Annotated in this window: 16 protein-coding genes and 1 pseudogene; 9 read left to right on the top strand and 8 right to left on the bottom strand. The window is 69.8% G+C overall.

Features of this window, described 5'->3' with window-relative positions; translation table 11 throughout:
• Position 1 precedes the first annotated feature (1 nt).
• Complete coding sequence (locus tag ACFMRZ_RS07705; protein WP_400178492.1) at positions 2-553, bottom strand: TetR/AcrR family transcriptional regulator; 552 nt, start codon at positions 551-553, stop codon at positions 2-4.
• 70 nt (positions 554-623) lie between these two features.
• Here ACFMRZ_RS07705 and ACFMRZ_RS07700 point away from each other — a divergent pair, with 70 nt between their 5' ends.
• Positions 624-1,292, top strand: a complete 669-nt coding sequence (locus tag ACFMRZ_RS07700) for a lysophospholipid acyltransferase family protein (RefSeq protein ID WP_400178490.1) — start codon at positions 624-626, stop codon at positions 1,290-1,292.
• Positions 1,293-1,315: 23 nt separating this feature from the next.
• On the top strand, positions 1,316-1,462 hold the full coding sequence (locus tag ACFMRZ_RS07695; protein WP_400178489.1) for a hypothetical protein: 147 nt from the start codon (positions 1,316-1,318) through the stop codon (positions 1,460-1,462).
• Positions 1,463-2,272: 810 nt separating this feature from the next.
• On the opposite strand, the pseudogene ACFMRZ_RS07690 reads toward ACFMRZ_RS07695, so the two are convergent.
• The 3 genes and pseudogenes from ACFMRZ_RS07690 to ACFMRZ_RS07680 all read right to left on the bottom strand — a co-directional run.
• Positions 2,273-2,623 (bottom strand): annotated as a pseudogene (locus ACFMRZ_RS07690) (phosphotransferase); the annotation flags it as partial.
• Positions 2,624-3,261: 638 nt separating this feature from the next.
• Positions 3,262-4,278 (bottom strand): hypothetical protein, encoded by a 1,017-nt coding sequence (locus ACFMRZ_RS07685; protein ID WP_400178487.1) that lies wholly within the window; start codon positions 4,276-4,278, stop codon positions 3,262-3,264.
• Between the two features lie 57 nt (positions 4,279-4,335).
• Positions 4,336-4,938 carry a hypothetical protein gene (locus ACFMRZ_RS07680; RefSeq protein WP_400178486.1) on the bottom strand — a complete coding sequence of 201 codons (603 nt, stop codon included), beginning with the start codon at positions 4,936-4,938 and terminating at the stop codon, positions 4,336-4,338.
• Between the two features lie 119 nt (positions 4,939-5,057).
• On the opposite strand from ACFMRZ_RS07680, the gene ACFMRZ_RS07675 reads away from it, so the two are divergent.
• Together ACFMRZ_RS07675 and ACFMRZ_RS07670 are read left to right on the top strand one after the other, a co-directional pair.
• Positions 5,058-5,879, top strand: a complete 822-nt coding sequence (locus tag ACFMRZ_RS07675; protein WP_400178485.1) for an acyl-CoA thioesterase — start codon at positions 5,058-5,060, stop codon at positions 5,877-5,879.
• Between the two features lie 94 nt (positions 5,880-5,973).
• On the top strand, positions 5,974-6,621 hold the full coding sequence (locus ACFMRZ_RS07670; protein ID WP_280272536.1) for a response regulator transcription factor: 648 nt from the start codon (positions 5,974-5,976) through the stop codon (positions 6,619-6,621).
• Here ACFMRZ_RS07670 and ACFMRZ_RS07665 read toward each other — a convergent pair whose 3' ends face one another.
• Positions 6,622-7,590, bottom strand: coding sequence for an Acg family FMN-binding oxidoreductase (locus ACFMRZ_RS07665; protein WP_400178484.1), 969 nt, complete (start codon positions 7,588-7,590; stop codon positions 6,622-6,624).
• 114 nt (positions 7,591-7,704) lie between these two features.
• On the bottom strand, positions 7,705-8,463 hold the full coding sequence (locus tag ACFMRZ_RS07660; RefSeq protein WP_400178483.1) for a GAP family protein: 759 nt from the start codon (positions 8,461-8,463) through the stop codon (positions 7,705-7,707).
• A gap of 47 nt (positions 8,464-8,510) precedes the next feature.
• Here ACFMRZ_RS07660 and ACFMRZ_RS07655 point away from each other — a divergent pair, with 47 nt between their 5' ends.
• From ACFMRZ_RS07655 to ACFMRZ_RS07640, 4 genes are all read left to right on the top strand, one after another.
• A complete protein-coding gene (locus ACFMRZ_RS07655; protein WP_400178482.1) occupies positions 8,511-9,704 on the top strand; it encodes a sensor histidine kinase in 1,194 nt (397 codons plus the stop codon).
• The gene (locus ACFMRZ_RS07650) at positions 9,701-10,366 is read left to right on the top strand and encodes a response regulator (protein WP_400178481.1); all 666 of its coding nucleotides are present in this window, start codon (positions 9,701-9,703) and stop codon (positions 10,364-10,366) included. The genes ACFMRZ_RS07655 and ACFMRZ_RS07650 overlap by 4 nt, the downstream gene beginning before the upstream one ends.
• A gap of 61 nt (positions 10,367-10,427) precedes the next feature.
• The gene (gene pdxT / locus ACFMRZ_RS07645) at positions 10,428-11,042 is read left to right on the top strand and encodes a pyridoxal 5'-phosphate synthase glutaminase subunit PdxT (protein WP_400178480.1); all 615 of its coding nucleotides are present in this window, start codon (positions 10,428-10,430) and stop codon (positions 11,040-11,042) included.
• 90 nt (positions 11,043-11,132) lie between these two features.
• Positions 11,133-11,885, top strand: coding sequence for a YebC/PmpR family DNA-binding transcriptional regulator (locus ACFMRZ_RS07640; protein WP_280272530.1), 753 nt, complete (start codon positions 11,133-11,135; stop codon positions 11,883-11,885).
• 57 nt (positions 11,886-11,942) lie between these two features.
• Here the strand turns inward: ACFMRZ_RS07640 and ACFMRZ_RS07635 are convergent, their stop codons facing one another.
• Together ACFMRZ_RS07635 and ACFMRZ_RS07630 are read right to left on the bottom strand one after the other, a co-directional pair.
• Complete coding sequence (locus ACFMRZ_RS07635; RefSeq protein WP_280272529.1) at positions 11,943-12,218, bottom strand: YggT family protein; 276 nt, start codon at positions 12,216-12,218, stop codon at positions 11,943-11,945.
• Positions 12,219-12,626: 408 nt separating this feature from the next.
• Positions 12,627-14,045 (bottom strand): alpha/beta hydrolase, encoded by a 1,419-nt coding sequence (locus ACFMRZ_RS07630; protein WP_400182800.1) that lies wholly within the window; start codon positions 14,043-14,045, stop codon positions 12,627-12,629.
• 255 nt (positions 14,046-14,300) lie between these two features.
• On the opposite strand from ACFMRZ_RS07630, the gene ACFMRZ_RS07625 reads away from it, so the two are divergent.
• On the top strand, positions 14,301-14,750 hold the full coding sequence (locus ACFMRZ_RS07625; RefSeq protein ID WP_400178479.1) for an acyl-CoA thioesterase: 450 nt from the start codon (positions 14,301-14,303) through the stop codon (positions 14,748-14,750).
• Positions 14,751-14,767: the final 17 nt, after the last annotated feature.

Here is a 14,767-nt window from a genome sequence, read left to right as displayed (position 1 = left end):
GTCAGGGCTCGAGATGCCGGTCCACCAGGGTGGCCGCCAGGTGGATCGGGTCGGTGCCCGGGGCGACGAGGGCGAGGCTGCGGTTGGCCACCAGGACCGCGGTGCCGTGCACGCTCGCCCACAGTTGAAGCGCGCGCTGCCCGCTGTCGTCGGCGGTGCACTCGGCGACGAGGCCGGCGAAACGGCGGTACATCGGGAGGGTCCGGCGGCGGAGTTGCTCGCCGGACCCCTCCAGCAGGTCGTGGCGGAACATGAGGTTGAACATCTCGGGCCGGTCGGCGGCGAAGCGCACGTAGTCCGTGGTCATCGCGCCGATCCGGGTGCGCGCGGGCTGCTCCGGGTGTGCTTCGAAACGCGTGTGCAGATCGGCGAATCCGCGCGCGGCGATCGCCGACAGCAGCGCCGCGTGCGTCGGGAAGTACCGCCGGGGCGCCCCGTGCGAGACGCCCGCCTGCCGCGCGATCGTCCGCAACCCGAGCCGCGCGACACCCGCCTCCTCCAGCAGCTCGACCCCGGCCGCCACCAGGCGCTCGCGCAGCGACTCCTCAGTCATGGACGCCATTGTAGACACTGTCTGCCAACTCTGGTAGACAGTGTCTACGCAACTCTGGGAAAGGTGATCGATGGCGTATCGGCTGTTGAAGTACGTGCTGCTCGGACCGCTGCTGCGGCTCCTCGGGCGACCGAAGGTCGAAGGGCTGCACCATGTTCCGCGCACCGGCCCGGTGATCGTGGCGGCCAATCACCTGGCCGCCATCGACTCGCTGTATCTCGCGCTGGTGCTGCCGCGGCGGATCACGTTCATCGCCAAGCGGGAGTACTTCACCGAGCGCGGGCTGCGCGGCCGGATCAACCGATGGGTGATGACGGCGACCGGCCAGGTGGCGGTGGACCGCTCCGGCGGGTCCGCCTCGGCCGCGGCCCTGGACGCGGCCGTGCGCATTCTCGAATCGGGCGGCGTCTGGGGCATCCACCCAGAAGGCACCCGCTCCCCGGACGGACGGGTCTACCGCGGCCGCACCGGCGCGATCCGAGTCGCCATGCACACCGGCGCCCCCCTGATCCCGGTGGCCCTGTCGGGCACGGACCTGGTGAACCGCCGCGGCCGCCGCCTGCTACGCCCCGCCCGCGTCCACATCGTCTTCGGCCACCCCCGCACCTTCCCACCCCTCGACCGCACCACCGTCCGCACCGAAACCGACGCCCTGATGACCGAACTGGCCCACCACTCCGGCCGCCACTACGTAAACCACTACGCCGCCCACTTCACCCCCACCCCGACAATCGACTAGCCCTGTCTCCCAATAGTTTTTGCATGACTGTCCCGCTGCGCGGGCCGGTTCTGCATGACGGAAAGCCGTGGGAGCTGCCGGAATTGCTGCTGTCCAGATCCGAAGGCCACGTCGGCCGCCGTGCCATCCGTGACGGCGTTGACGGGCTGACTCGCTGGGATGAACCGTAGTCGACGTAAGACGTGGTCTCACCCAATGGTTTCCTGCGCCAATACTTTCCGAAAGGCACCGATCTGAGTGCCTACAGGATCAAGGTCCGAATACCTATTTCGGCCAATACCAGAAAAACCATACCCCGGCGGAACCCAATATGCAGTCCGACGTATTATAATAGCGACTATACTCACCCTTGGTCCGGAAACAACTTCGTTCCGTTGAGTGGTTGCCGCTAATCTTCGGATAATCTCCCTGGGCGTGATTCGGAGTCGGTGTTGCCGCTGCCATCCCACCGGAGATGGCAGTCAGACCGGCGACGATCACCGAGAACGCAAGGATCCGTGTTCGCAATTCTTGCCCTTTCATCGTTGCTTTTGAATGGCGTCGATAGCACGATCACCCGTAGTGCAGGTTTCGCATCATTTACGACTAGATCGATTAGCCCTCCTCGGCGGCGGAAAACACGGCGAAAGCAAGTCTGGGTCCACGTGTCGACCCGGGTTGGCGCTGTTCCAATCGTGTCGAAACCGGCCCGTTCCCTCCGTCTCACCACTTGCATTCTGTGCTGCACAAGACGACTTGGGTATCACGTGAATCGCCGGTGTTCCCCCGAGAAGCGGTGGTCACTGGTTCGAACTCCTACAATGAGGCACCCCTCGCTGCGCTTCGGCGCTCTCGACTCACCGGTCGGCATACGACGGGCACCCCCGGTGGGTGGCGGCCCCCGGGGTGTCGTGTCGCCGGCCTCCACCGGCAGCATCTATGCCGGTGGAGACGAACACCAACTCGACACGGTTACCAAACCGACCTACCTCGACAAACCGCTAGCCCCACCGCCGCCGCAGCCACTCCCGCGTCACGTCACCCGAACGGGCCTGGTGGGCACGGAGTTTCGGCGATCGCGGCGGGATCGGCAAGCGGCTGTTGTACGCCCAGAATCCGGTCAGTGCGCACACGAGCGCGTCGATGGATATCGGGTCGACGGCGCGGGTGACGGGGTGTACGGCGAGAATCGGATCGGGGTCGATCCCGGCGAGGGCGATCGACGGCGCCAATATGACGAGGTCTGCCCAGGCCGCGCCGCGGCACGGTGCGGCCCAGTCGACGATCGACACGGTGCCGTCGGAGCTGAGCAGCATATTGTCCGGCCGAAGGTCGGTGTGCAGCAACGTCTCTCCGGCGCAGCGCTCCGGCCAGGTGGCCTCGAAGCTCGGCCAGCCGGTCCAGGTTGCGTCGCGACCAGTCGTCGAGGTCCGGTGGCGGGCCGTGCTCGGCGAACTGCTGCCAGCGGCTCAGCGCGGGCCCGTAGGAGTCGGTGACGGTGCGCACCTCGGGCAGCGGGCTCGGCGTCAACACTTCCGCCAGTCGCTCGATGGTGGCCAGCACGGCGGCCAGGTCCGCGGGATCGCCGAGGCGGGGATGGCGGCCCTCGACATCGTCGAACACCATCGCGAACCAGCCGTCGGTCTCGGCGGTGAACCGCAGCGGTGGCGCGGGCACCGAGCGCGGCAACCCGGCCGTGATCATGGCCTCCGCTCGGTATATTCCGGCCAAGGCGTCATCGACGGGAATCGCTTTGGCGAAAGCCCTTCGGTCGTCGGCGAGAACCAGCCGGGTTGCCACGCCGTGAGTGAACCCGCCCGTCTGCCCAACCGCCGCCCGGACCGGGCTGCCGAGCCCGCGCTCGACTTCGGCCCGGACCGATCGCGGCAATTCGGCCCAGCCGGTCCTGAACGAGGTATTTTCCCCGACCACCATCGCACCATCGTGAGCCGCGCCGGTGCGATTCTCCACCTATTTGTTCCGGCACCACCTAGGCGGCCAGCAGGTCGAGGAGGGAGCCGAGGATGAACAGGAACAAGGCTGTCCAGCGCAGTGGGTGGGCTGGACGTTCGCGGTTCATGACCCAGACGATCGATCGGGTTATCGGGACGGGCAGGCAGGACATGGCAACCCAGAGCCAGGCCAGAGCCGCCCCGGTGCGGCGGCGTCTGTCGGGGTCGGTCGTCAGGTACGCCGACACCGCGAGCGTCGCCACCGCGACCGGGATTCCCGCCGCGAGTCCCGGCAGCTGCCACCAGTCCTGCGACTCGGCGACGATCAAGGTCACGCTGCCGAGGACGAGTGCCCACAGCAGGGTCGTGCCGAGCGGCTCCACCCACCGGTCGACGTCTTCGGCATTACGCCACGCTGTTCGCTCCTTTTCGGTCAGCTCCCGGACGAAAGTCGCTTCGACCCGGGTCTCGAAAGCCTTCCGGCCGTGCGAGCATTCCCATTTGTAGATGCGGGGATCCGGTGCGGGCACCGGGAATTGATCAACGGTCGAAAGTTGTGGCATGGCGTATTTGCAAGAGTTGCAGGTGAGTTCGCCGTCGAACGCGTCGGCTATGGCGTCCAGCAGTGCCTCGTACTCGGGGGTGCCGTGCTCTCGGTGCTCGCCGGTCAGATCGGATTTCACGCGAGACTCGAACGCGCGCAGCCGTTCCAGCAATCGTGCCGCGTCGCGCGTCGCCGTGATCCTGGCCCTCGCCGCGCGCAGGCGCTCCGCGTACCGGCTGCCGAAGTCGTTCAACGCGGCCGCGCCGAGTAGATCGAAGACGACGGGGAGGCCGGCTACGAGCTGAAGTCCCTTCCCGAGACGCCCCCAGAACAGCACCGAGTGTCCCAGTAGGTGATCGGCCTCGGGTAATGGGCCGCGGGACCACCTGACATACAGCTCCCACCACCAGCCGCGGAAAGCCACCACCGCGACGAGCAGGAGCGCGCCGGTCAACCACCATGCGCGGCGGCCGATTCGATGCCGCTCCCGTGCGGTGTCCTCTGCGCCCACGCCTACGACAATCGCGCAATCCCTCTGTGCCCGTCCAGCCGACGGCCCGCGAGGGCACTATTCGCTCCGGATGGCGGGGCGGTCTCGGTGGTCCCAATTGACAAGTACGTCAGGCTGTTCGGGGGTGTCGCGGCGGTGGCGTAGGAGCGCGTCGATGGTGAAGGGGTCGGTGGTGGTGCGGCGCAGGGCGCCTTCCGACAGGCGCAGTTCGATGGTCAGGTCGAAGTCGAGGCCACGGCCCAGGAGCATGGGGCCCGCGACGAACAGGACCGTGTCGGGGGTGGCGGGAAGCGTTGTGGCGCGGGCGGATCGGTCGGTGCTCTCGTCCCAGAGGGCGGGTAGCCAGCGGTGCTGCTCGCGCAGTGCTTGCAGGACTTCGCGGTTCAGGCCGGGGTAGTCGAACCAGGCTGTGCGATAGGTCGTTTCGTCGCGGCCGAACTCCAGGCGCAGCGAGGCCGGACGGATGTAGTCGTGCAAAGCGACGACCCCGGACGGGCGGCCCAGGGCGGGCAGGCGGGCGGCGACGGTGCGGGCGAACCCCACCGGATCGGCCGTGTCGGCGCCGTCGACCGCGACGACGGCCGGTCCGGGCAGGGCGAGCGCGCGCTCGGCGACGAGATCCGCCAGGGCGTCGGCGGTGATCGGAGCGAACGGGGGCACCCGACCATCATGCCCGCGCCGCGCCGGGCGAGATCCGGATCACCGGGCCGGTGAGCCGGGCACCGGAAGATGTTCGCCATTGTTTAACCTGAGCAGGTTGATTCCCGGAAGGACGGTTGATGGCGACGATCGAAGAGGCCCTCGAGATCGAACGGCTCGAGCGGGACATCTTCCGTGGCGCGTCCACGAAGACCCAGCTGCCGCGGACGTTCGGCGGGCAGGTCGCCGGACAGGCGCTGGTCTCGGCCGTGCGGACGGTGGACCCGTCGTACCAGGTGCACTCGCTGCACGGCTACTTCCTGCGGCCGGGCAACCCGCAGGAGCGCACGGTCTACCTCGTCGAGCGCATCCGCGACGGGCGATCCTTCTGCACCCGCCGGGTGACCGGCGTGCAGAACGGCGAGGCCATCTTCACCATGTCGGCGTCGTTCCACAGCGGCGACGAGGGCCCCGAGCATCAGGACGAGATGCCGGAAGTCCCACTGCCGCATGACCTTCCGGACGCCCGCATCTCCATGAGCCCCGAACGGCTGTGGGCCATGCGGGAATGGGAGCACTGGGACATCCGCACCATCCCGCAGGATCAGGTGACCCGCAAGGACGGCCTGGTCGCGCAGCAGCAGGTGTGGTTCCGCTACCGGCACTCGCTGCCCGACGACCCGCTGTTCCACGTCTGCACCCTGGCCTACATGAGCGATATGACGCTGCTGGGATCGTCGAAGGTCATCCACCCCGACGAGCCGACCCAGAACGCGTCGCTGGACCACGCCATGTGGTTCCTGCGCCCGTTCCGCGCCGACGACTGGCTGCTCTACGACCAGGCCTCGCCGTCGGCCGGCTTCGGCCGCGCGCTGACCGGCGGGCGGATCTTCAACCACGACGGCCAACTCGTCGCGGCCGTGGTCCAGGAGGGCCTGATCCGCAACCTGCGCGAGGGCTGACGCGCGCCCATCGTTTGACGGCCCTCCCCGGCGGGTAGCCGCTCGATAGCTGCATGGCTGCCCCGCGCGCCACCGTCGAGGCGAGGAGGCTGCGATGGTCGATGTGTTCGTCGTCGACGACCACGAGGTCGTCCGGCGCGGGCTGCGCGACCTCCTCGACGAGACGACCGACCTGACCTTCGTCGGCGACGCGGATACCTGCGCCGCGGCCCGGGCCCGCGTCCCGGCCGTCCACCCCGACGTCGTCGTCCTCGACTTCCGGCTGCCCGACGGTAACGGAGACGAGCTGTGCCGGGATCTGCTGACCGCCGTGCCGGGGCTGCGCTGCCTGATGCTCACCGCCTTCGCCGACGAACCGTCCATGCTCGGGGCGATAGTCGCGGGCGCCGACGGCTATCTGGTCAAGGACGCGCGCGGACCGGAACTCGTCGAGGCCATCCGGGAGATCGCGGCCGGACGGTCACTGCTGGATTCGCGCGCGACGGCCGCGGTCGTGGCGGCGCTGCGCACCCAGGCCGAATGGCAGGACGGGCCGCTCGCCGAGCTGACCGAGCGCGAACGTACCGTCCTCGGCCTACTGGGCCGCGGGCTCACCAACCGGCAGATCGCCCAGCGAATGTACTTGTCCGAGAAGACGATCAAGAACTACGTGTCGCGAGTGCTGCGCAAGCTCGACGTGCGGGGCCGGACCGAGGCGGCGGTCCTCGCCGCCCGGATGGGCCTGATCCACACCCGGCAGTGATCAGTGGTCGAGGACGTCACCGATCGCCCGGCGCGGTGTGGTCGGCAGCGGGGCGCTGTTGGCCGGCACCCAGCCGAGGCGCACCATCGTCTGCGGGAATGCGCAATCGTGCAGCACGGCCTCGCGAATGTCGCGGCGCAGATCCGGCATGCCGAGCGGCTCGGTCTGGATGCAGGTGGACAACCCGAGGTCGGTCGCGGTGAGCAGCAGTTCGCTGGTCGCCTCCCCCGCGGACAGCTGGAAGCGGCGATCGTCACCGGCCGTGCAGACCACCAGCCACTCCGCGGCGTCGGTGCTCGCGTCGGCGTCGGCCAGGCACGGATCGGCGAACGCCCGGCTGGGAAGTTCGTCGCCGGGGCGCGCCGGGGGCGTGTTGCGGGCCGGGACACCGTCCGGGCTGTCGTGCCGTCCGCTCCAGGCCACGAGTTCGCGCAGATACGCCGGATCCTCGGCATGCCGGCTCGCCGCGCAGCGGATCGATCCCGCCAGCCGGGCCCGCAGCACGGGCGGCACGTGGCGGACCGCGGCGCCGAACCGGTTGGCGCGGCGGGACACCGTCCGGATGTAGCCGTGCGGGACGTCGATCGCGGCATAGCGCCGCCGATCGCTCTGGCGCAGCAGGATCGCGGCGGTGAGTTCGATGTCGGTGTCGGTCGGCGGGCGCGGCGTCGTGGTGATCGTCGCCAGTAGTTCGGGTCGGTCCGGATCGGGCAGCCTGGTGACCGTGGCGGTCCAGCCCAGTCCGGCCAGCGCGACCCGCATGTGGTGCAGCGCCGCGCCGCAGCTCACCACCAGCGCGCGCTGCACCGGATCGGTGCAGGGCAGATGCCTGTCCGTATCGGCGTACAGCTCGAGACGGTCGGCGGCGACCCGCCAGCGCCACGGTTGGGTGTTGTGCACCGACGGCGCACGCACCGCCATGCCGAGGGCGACTTCGAGGGTTTCGTCGTCCGGCAGAGCACTGGCCATACTGGGCCGTCCTTCCAGATCGGAGTGTCGACGTCACCGACCAGGTTGCCCGGATCCGGCGTGACGGGCAGTGGGAGGAAGGTCCCCGAAACCGGGGCCCGGGGTCCTCACGCGCTAACCGCCGGTGAGGCCGCCGAGTGCGCCGCGGGCCAGCACGATGCCCGCGATGGCCAGCGCCCAGCCGGTCGCGCTGTCGGCGTACCGGGAGAAGAAGCGGTCCAGCTTGGCGAGCAACGGTTCGATCGCCGTGTGCAGCAGGGTGCGCCCGGCGGTCAGCAGCAGCGCGGGGACGATCATGACCGCGCAGTACCCGGCCAGCAGCGCGACCGCGAAACCGCTTGGGACGTCGCTGGATACGAGCAGCCCGATCGCGGCCAGATACGGGACCATCGAGACCGCTTCCAACGCACCGGCGCCGACCGCCAGCACGGCCAGCCCGGTGGCCGAGGACTGGCGGCGCAGCGTGCGGGCCCGCCAGACCGCGGTGCGATCGGGTTCGCCGCGCGCCCTGCGCTTGTTGGAGTCGAACCGCCACGACACCGCGAACAGCGCAATGCCCAGCAGCAGTTGTGGCACCAGGAAGACCGGGCTGTGGGTCAGCGTGCCGAGCCGGTCGAGTCCCGCGCCCGCGACCGTCATGAGGAGCACGCCCAGCGCGAAGTAGAAGACCGCGATGGCGGCGAGGTAGCAGAGCAGCCGCCGCGCCGGTGGCCGATCGGGCGCCAGCAGCAGCCACACCGGGACGATGAGCGTGCCGATGCTGGTGCTGTCGACCAGCGCCAGGCCGATGAGAGCCGGAATCAGTATCACGCCGGTCAGCCTCGCGCGGCGCGCGCGGGCGCGGCGTCGGCTGTCGGACCGATCGGCGGTCATCACTTCGGCGGACCCGGTTCCGGCCGGTGCTGTGCTGTGATGGTCCGGTGAAGCAGTGGGGCGCCCTGTCGGCGAATACGCAGGACGCGCTGGTGGCGCTGTTCGCGTTCGCCGTCGGCGGCGTCCTGTACCTGTCGGGCGTGTACCCGCTCAGTGGCGCGAGTGCGACGCCGCTGTCCGCGCGGTTCGCGGTGCTGGCGCTGCTGTGCGCGGCGACGTTGCTGCGGCGGCGGGCGCCGGTGGCGGCCCTGCTCGCCGGGCTGGCGCCGGTGGCCATCGATCTGGCGCTGGGTCCCACGGTGCCGGTGTGGATCGTGTACTCCGATCTGATCTACGCGGCGTGTCTGTATGGGAGCCATCGGGTTTCGCGGATCGTGACGGCGGGCTGCGTGGTGCTGACGGTCGTCTGCGCGGTCGTGGTTTTCGTACTCACGGGCGACTGGCGGGCTCCGGCGATCGTCGTCGCCGCGGCCGCCGTGTTCGCCGGCATGTCGATCTGGTGGGCGCTGGCCGTGCGGCACCACAAGGAACTGGCCGCGGCCGAACGCACCCGCGCGCAGGCGCTGACGCTGGTGGCCGACCTGGACCGGCGGGCGGCCGTCGCCGACGAGCGCCGCACCATGGCCCGTGACCTGCACGACGTGATCGCCGGGCACCTGTCCGCCATCGCGCTGCAGTCCGAGGCCGCGCTCGGCGTGCTCGCCCGCGACGATCCCGATTCCGCCGTCACCGGCATCCTCGGCTCGATCCGCGCCAACAGCGTCAGCGCGTTGCAGGAGATGCGCACCATGATCGGCCTGCTGCGGCGCGACGACGGCGGCGCGGACGGTGCCGTCGCGCCGCGCGGGCTGGCCCAGCTGGCCATCCTGGTCGACGCCGCCCGCGCCGCCGGAACCACTGTGCGCCTGCGTGATTCGGGCCTCGAGGCCGACCTGCCGAGCGCGGTGGACCAGGCCGCGTACCGAATAGTGCAGGAGGCGCTGACGAACGCCATGAAGCACGCGCCGGGTCGCGAGGTCGATATCGCGGTGCACGCCGACGCGGACGGCGTGGCGGTGTCGGTGCGCAACCGGCTGCCCGCCGCGCCGTCCCCGCCCGCCGCCGACCATCCCCCGCGCGGCCTGCTCAATATGCGCGAACGCGCGGCGGCGCTCGGCGGAAGTTTCTCCGCCACCACCGATTCCGACGACTGGGTGGTGGCGGCCCGGCTGCCGATTCGCGAAAGACCGGAGGTGGCATGACGATTCGGGTGCTGATCGCCGACGACCACGGAGCGATCCGGGCCGGGCTGCGGATGATCCTGGACACCGCCGAGGATATCGAGGTGGTCGGCGAGGCCGCCGACGGCGACATCGCGGTCGCGCAGACCAGGGCGCTGCGGCCGGACGTGGTGCTGATGGACGTGCGGATGCCCGGCGTCGACGGGATCACCGCCACCGCCCAGATCACCGCCGAGAGTCTGGCCGGGGTACTCATCCTCACCACCTTCGACCTGGACGAATACGTCTTCCGCGCGCTGCGCGCCGGGGCGTCCGGATTCATCCTGAAATCGGTGTCGAGCCAGGCGCTGCTCGCGGCGGTACGTTCCGTCGCCGCCGGAGACGGCGTCCTCGCGCCCGAGGTGACCCGCGCGGTCATCACCGCCTTCGCCACCACCGGGCCGCCCGCCGAGCCCGAACCGGACCTGCTCACCGGCCTGACCGAGCGCGAACGCGAGGTCCTGTCCTGTCTGGGCGAGGGCCTGTCCAACGCCCAGATCGCCGCCCGCCTCTACATCGGCGAAACCACCGTGAAGACCCACGTCTCCCGGGTACTCACCAAACTCGGTGTGCAGTCCCGCGTGCAAGCGGCCATCCTCGCCCGCGAGGCCGGGGCCGGCCACCGGCCTCGACGGCACGGGTGAGCGGGGCCACAGGAATTCGGGGGCGAACGGGCACGACGGCGCCGGCTCGTATGCTCGACTCGTGAAACCGACGATTGGTGTGCTGGCGTTGCAGGGCGATGTGCGGGAGCACTTCCACGCGCTGACGGCCTGTGGCGCCGAGCCGGTGAGCGTGCGGCGGGAGACGGAGCTGGCCGCCGTGGACGGGCTCGTGCTGCCCGGCGGCGAATCCACCGCGATCTCCAAGCTGCTCGAGGTGTTCGGGCTGCTGGAGCCGCTGCGGCAGCGGCTGCGCGACGGCATGCCCGCATTCGGCTCCTGCGCGGGGATGATCCTGCTGGCCCGCGAGGTTCTCGACACCCGGCCCGACGCGCAGTCGCTGTCCGGCATCGATATGACGGTGCGGCGCAACGCCTTCGGCCGTCAGGTCGATTCCTTCGAGACCGATCTGGAATTCACCGGACTGGACGACTCGGTCCGCGCCGTGTTCATCCGGGCGCCGTGGGTCGAGCGGGTCGGCGACGGCGTGGAGGTGCTGGCGCGGGTACCGTCCGGTCCGGCGGCGGGGCGGATCGTCGCGGTCCGCCAGGGCGGCGTCCTGGCGACCTCGTTTCATCCCGAGGTGACCGGAGATCTGCGGGTGCATCGGTTGTTCGTCGACTCCGTGCGGGAACGGGCGGCCGTGCGGCCCTCGTGACGCCGCCCGGCAGCGACCGCGGGACCGACCAGTAGACTGCTCGAATTGTCTATCGGATCCCGAGCACACCGACCTCGAAGGAAGTAGGGAATGAGCGGCCACTCCAAATGGGCCACCACCAAGCACAAGAAAGCCGCCCTCGACGCCAAGCGGGGCAAGCTGTTCGCGAAGCTGATCAAGAACATCGAGGTGGCGGCCCGGACCGGCGGTGGTGACCCGGACGGCAATCCGACGCTGTACGACGCCATCCAGAAGGCGCGCAAGAACTCGGTCCCGCTGGACAATATCGAGCGGGCGCGCAAGCGGGGCGGCGGTGAGGAAGCCGGCGGCGCCGAGTGGCAGACCATCATGTACGAGGGGTACGGCCCCAACGGCGTCGCGGTGCTCGTCGAGTGCCTCACCGACAACCGCAACCGCGCGGCCGGCGAGGTGCGGGTCGCGATGACCCGCAACGGCGGCAACATGGCGGACCCGGGTTCGGTGTCGTACCTGTTCAGCCGCAAGGGCATCGTCACGCTGGAGAAGAACGGCCTGTCCGAGGACGATGTGCTGATGGCGGTGCTCGACGCCGGCGCCGAGGACGTCAACGATCTCGGCGAGTCCTTCGAGATCATCAGCGAGCCGGGCGATCTGGTGGCCGTGCGCACCGCGCTGCAACAGGCGGGAATCGACTACGACTCGGCGGAGTCCGGCTTCCAGCCCTCCACCACGGTCCCCGTCGACGCCGACGGCGCCCGCAAGGTCTTCAAACTCGTCGATGCCCTCGAGGACAGCGACGACGTTCAGAACGTCTTCACCAATGTCGACGTCTCCGACGAGGTCCTCGCCGAACTCGACGACTGAGCACGCCGCGCCCGAGGCCGCCTTCCCGCCGGGAGGGCGGCCTCGAGTATGTATCGGCTACAGACTGAAGGCGATCGCACGAAGGACGAGCACGGCGACGAACACCACGGTGAACGCCAGATCGAGCGCCACACCGCCGAGCCGGACCGGCTTGAGCACCTTGCGCACCGGCGCGATCACCGGCTCGGTGGCGGCGTGCGTGAACCGCCGGACCTTCCACAGCCACTGCGGCTTGTTCCCGAGCATCTCCGCCCAGTCCACGATCAACCGCGCGATGAGCAGCAGCAGAAACACCGTCAGCACGTACCCCAGCACGGTCCCGACCACGCTCACGACACCACCCCGGTCCCCGGCCGCAGCATCGTTGTCTCGCTCATACCGGACTCCTTTACGCCGACGTCGGCTGTCTACCAGTGCCAACGCCCCGGCTCCCGAGAAAGTGCCGGCGTCCGCCGGACGGATCACGAGTTCGGTCGCCACGCCGGTGGGGTGATTGCAAAACGGTCGGTCGTTACGCAGGGTTGGGTATGTCCGTCGCATGCCCGTCCTGCTCGTGGCCCGCACCGATGCATGTGTCCTCGCACCGGACGGTTCGATATCTGCGGTGCGTGTGCGGTAAGTGGTTGGTCGCGCACGGTGGCGGGGTGAGCATGGTGACCGGGCGCGGGACGTGCACCTCGGCGCCGGCGCTGCCCGAGCACCTGGAACTGATTCCGTTACCCGAGGTCTGAGCCGCGGTACTCAGCGCCTCGGCAGGCCCAGCCGGGCGGACACCCAGGGGAACGACGAGGCGAATGCCGCCGACGCGAACTGCCAGGTGTGGCCGCCGGTGGTGGTGTGGATCGTGCAGTCGATCCCCGCGGACCGGCCTGCGGCGCAAAGCTTTTCGGCGGCGCCGACCTCACCGGTGTCGACCACGCCGTCGCGGCCGTGCAGGCCCGCCGCGTCGTCGTCCGCGGGCGGACGGCGGTTGCCGCCCGCGCGCCGCGGCGGGGTGAGGTCGTCGAACAGCCCCGCCACACCGGTGTAGGCGCCGTGCCCCGACATGACGGTGAGCGGGTCGAATCGATCCCACTGCGCGGGGTCGCCGCCGTAGAGCCGTTGCACCGTCCGGTCTTTCGTGCCCGCGGTCGGACCGAGGTCCCCGGCGATGTCGACGAAGGTATGGAACAGTTCCGGATGCATGACCGTCAGGTCGATCGCGCAGGTGCCGCCCATCGACCAGCCGACGACCGCCCAGTCCGCCGGATTCCGCGCGGCGCCGAAGGCCGACTCCACATAGGGCACGACATCGCCGGTGAGATGGTCGGCGGCGTGCCCGCGTGGTCCGTTCACGCACTCGGTGTCGTTGTTGAAACTGCCGCTGGAATCGACGAAGACGAGGATCGGCGCCTGCCCGCCGGAGGCCGCGGTGAACTTGTCGATGTCGGGCATGATCTGGCCGCTGCGCAGCCAGTCGCCGGGCGTGTTGAATTCGCCGCCGATCATCATCACCACCGGCAGCGCGGGCGGGGCGGCCCCGGCGAACCAGGCGGGCGGCAGGTACACGTATTCGGTGCGGTGCTTGAAACCGCTGGCGGAGTCGGGAATTCGCACCGGCACCACCACGCCGCTGGACATGTTCGTGTTCCGCAGCGCGGGCAGCGCGTCCAGGTCGGTCTGATGGGGGAGCGGCCCCGCGGTGAGCGCGTTCCACGCCGATTGCGCGGTCGGGTAGTAGCCCACCCACTGGTTGAGCACCACGCCCGTACCGAGCAGGGTCGCCGGGACGGCCAGCAGCGCCGCCGTCCGCCGCCACCAGCGCGCCCGCGGCCAGCCCAGCACGGCCACGGCCAGGGCCCCGACGGTCGCGCCGACGCACACCCACAGCAGCGGCGGAGCCGGATCGGAGGCCAGGCCCTCGTTGTTCAGGTACGCCCACGCGGCCACCGCCCCGGCAATCCCCAGCAGCGCGCAGATCGGCATCCGCACCAACCACCAGCGCCGGGCGCCCCGTGCGACCGCGACGATCAGCAGTGCCGCCGCGAGCAGTTCCACGGTCGGCGGCAGCCAGCCGTGCAGCAGTGCCACGCCGTGCTGAAAACCGTTGTACGGGTGCAGGTTCGCGGACGGCAGCGACGGTGGCGGCGGAGCCACGGTGGTCGTCGTCGGCACGTCCATCGGCGCGGGAAACACCGGGTCATTGTCGGCTGGCTTGCTCGAGATCGGCTGTGAATCCGCTGCGAATCCGATGGACCCGCGCTCAGTGGAACAGCTTCAGGCCCACCACGCCCGCGATGATCGGACAGGACGAGCAGAATCCAGGCCATATCCGACCACCGTAGGCGACCGGAAGGTCTGTTCCGCGGAGGCACACTCGATTCGCCGTCGCCGGCCGACCCGGAACTTGTCGGTGCCCTCTGGGAGAGTGTGCCGGTGGCGAATTCGTACGAACCGTTCTCGATCCGCATCGATGTCCGTATCGGCGATGTCGACCCGCAACTGCACGTCACCGGCGCCGCCTATCAGCAGTACGCCGACCACGCGCGCTTCGAATGTGTTCAGGCAGCGGGCATTTCCGTCGAGGAGTTGCTGCGCGCGGGCCTGGGGCCGGTGAACCTGGAGACCACCCTGCGCTACCACCGCGAACTGCGCGCCGGCGACAGCGTCGAGGTCACCTGCTCCTGGACGTGGTCCGGCGGCAAGACCTATCGCGTCGAGCACGCCCTCACCCGCAGCGACGGCGAACTGTCCGCCACGGTCAGCCACGTCAGCGGCCTGTTGGACCTGACCACCCGCAAGCTCGTCGCCGACCCGGCCGGGGAATGGGCCCGCCGTGCCGCCGACCCGACACTGCTGGGCCTGCCCGCCTGCTTACAGGTCTGAACGCGGGGATCCACCCC

Origin of the sequence: Nocardia sp. N2S4-5 (assembly GCF_044628355.1) — a bacterium.
Classification (GTDB): domain Bacteria; phylum Actinomycetota; class Actinomycetes; order Mycobacteriales; family Mycobacteriaceae; genus Nocardia; species Nocardia wallacei_B.
This window is presented reverse-complemented; position numbering and strand designations above follow the sequence as displayed.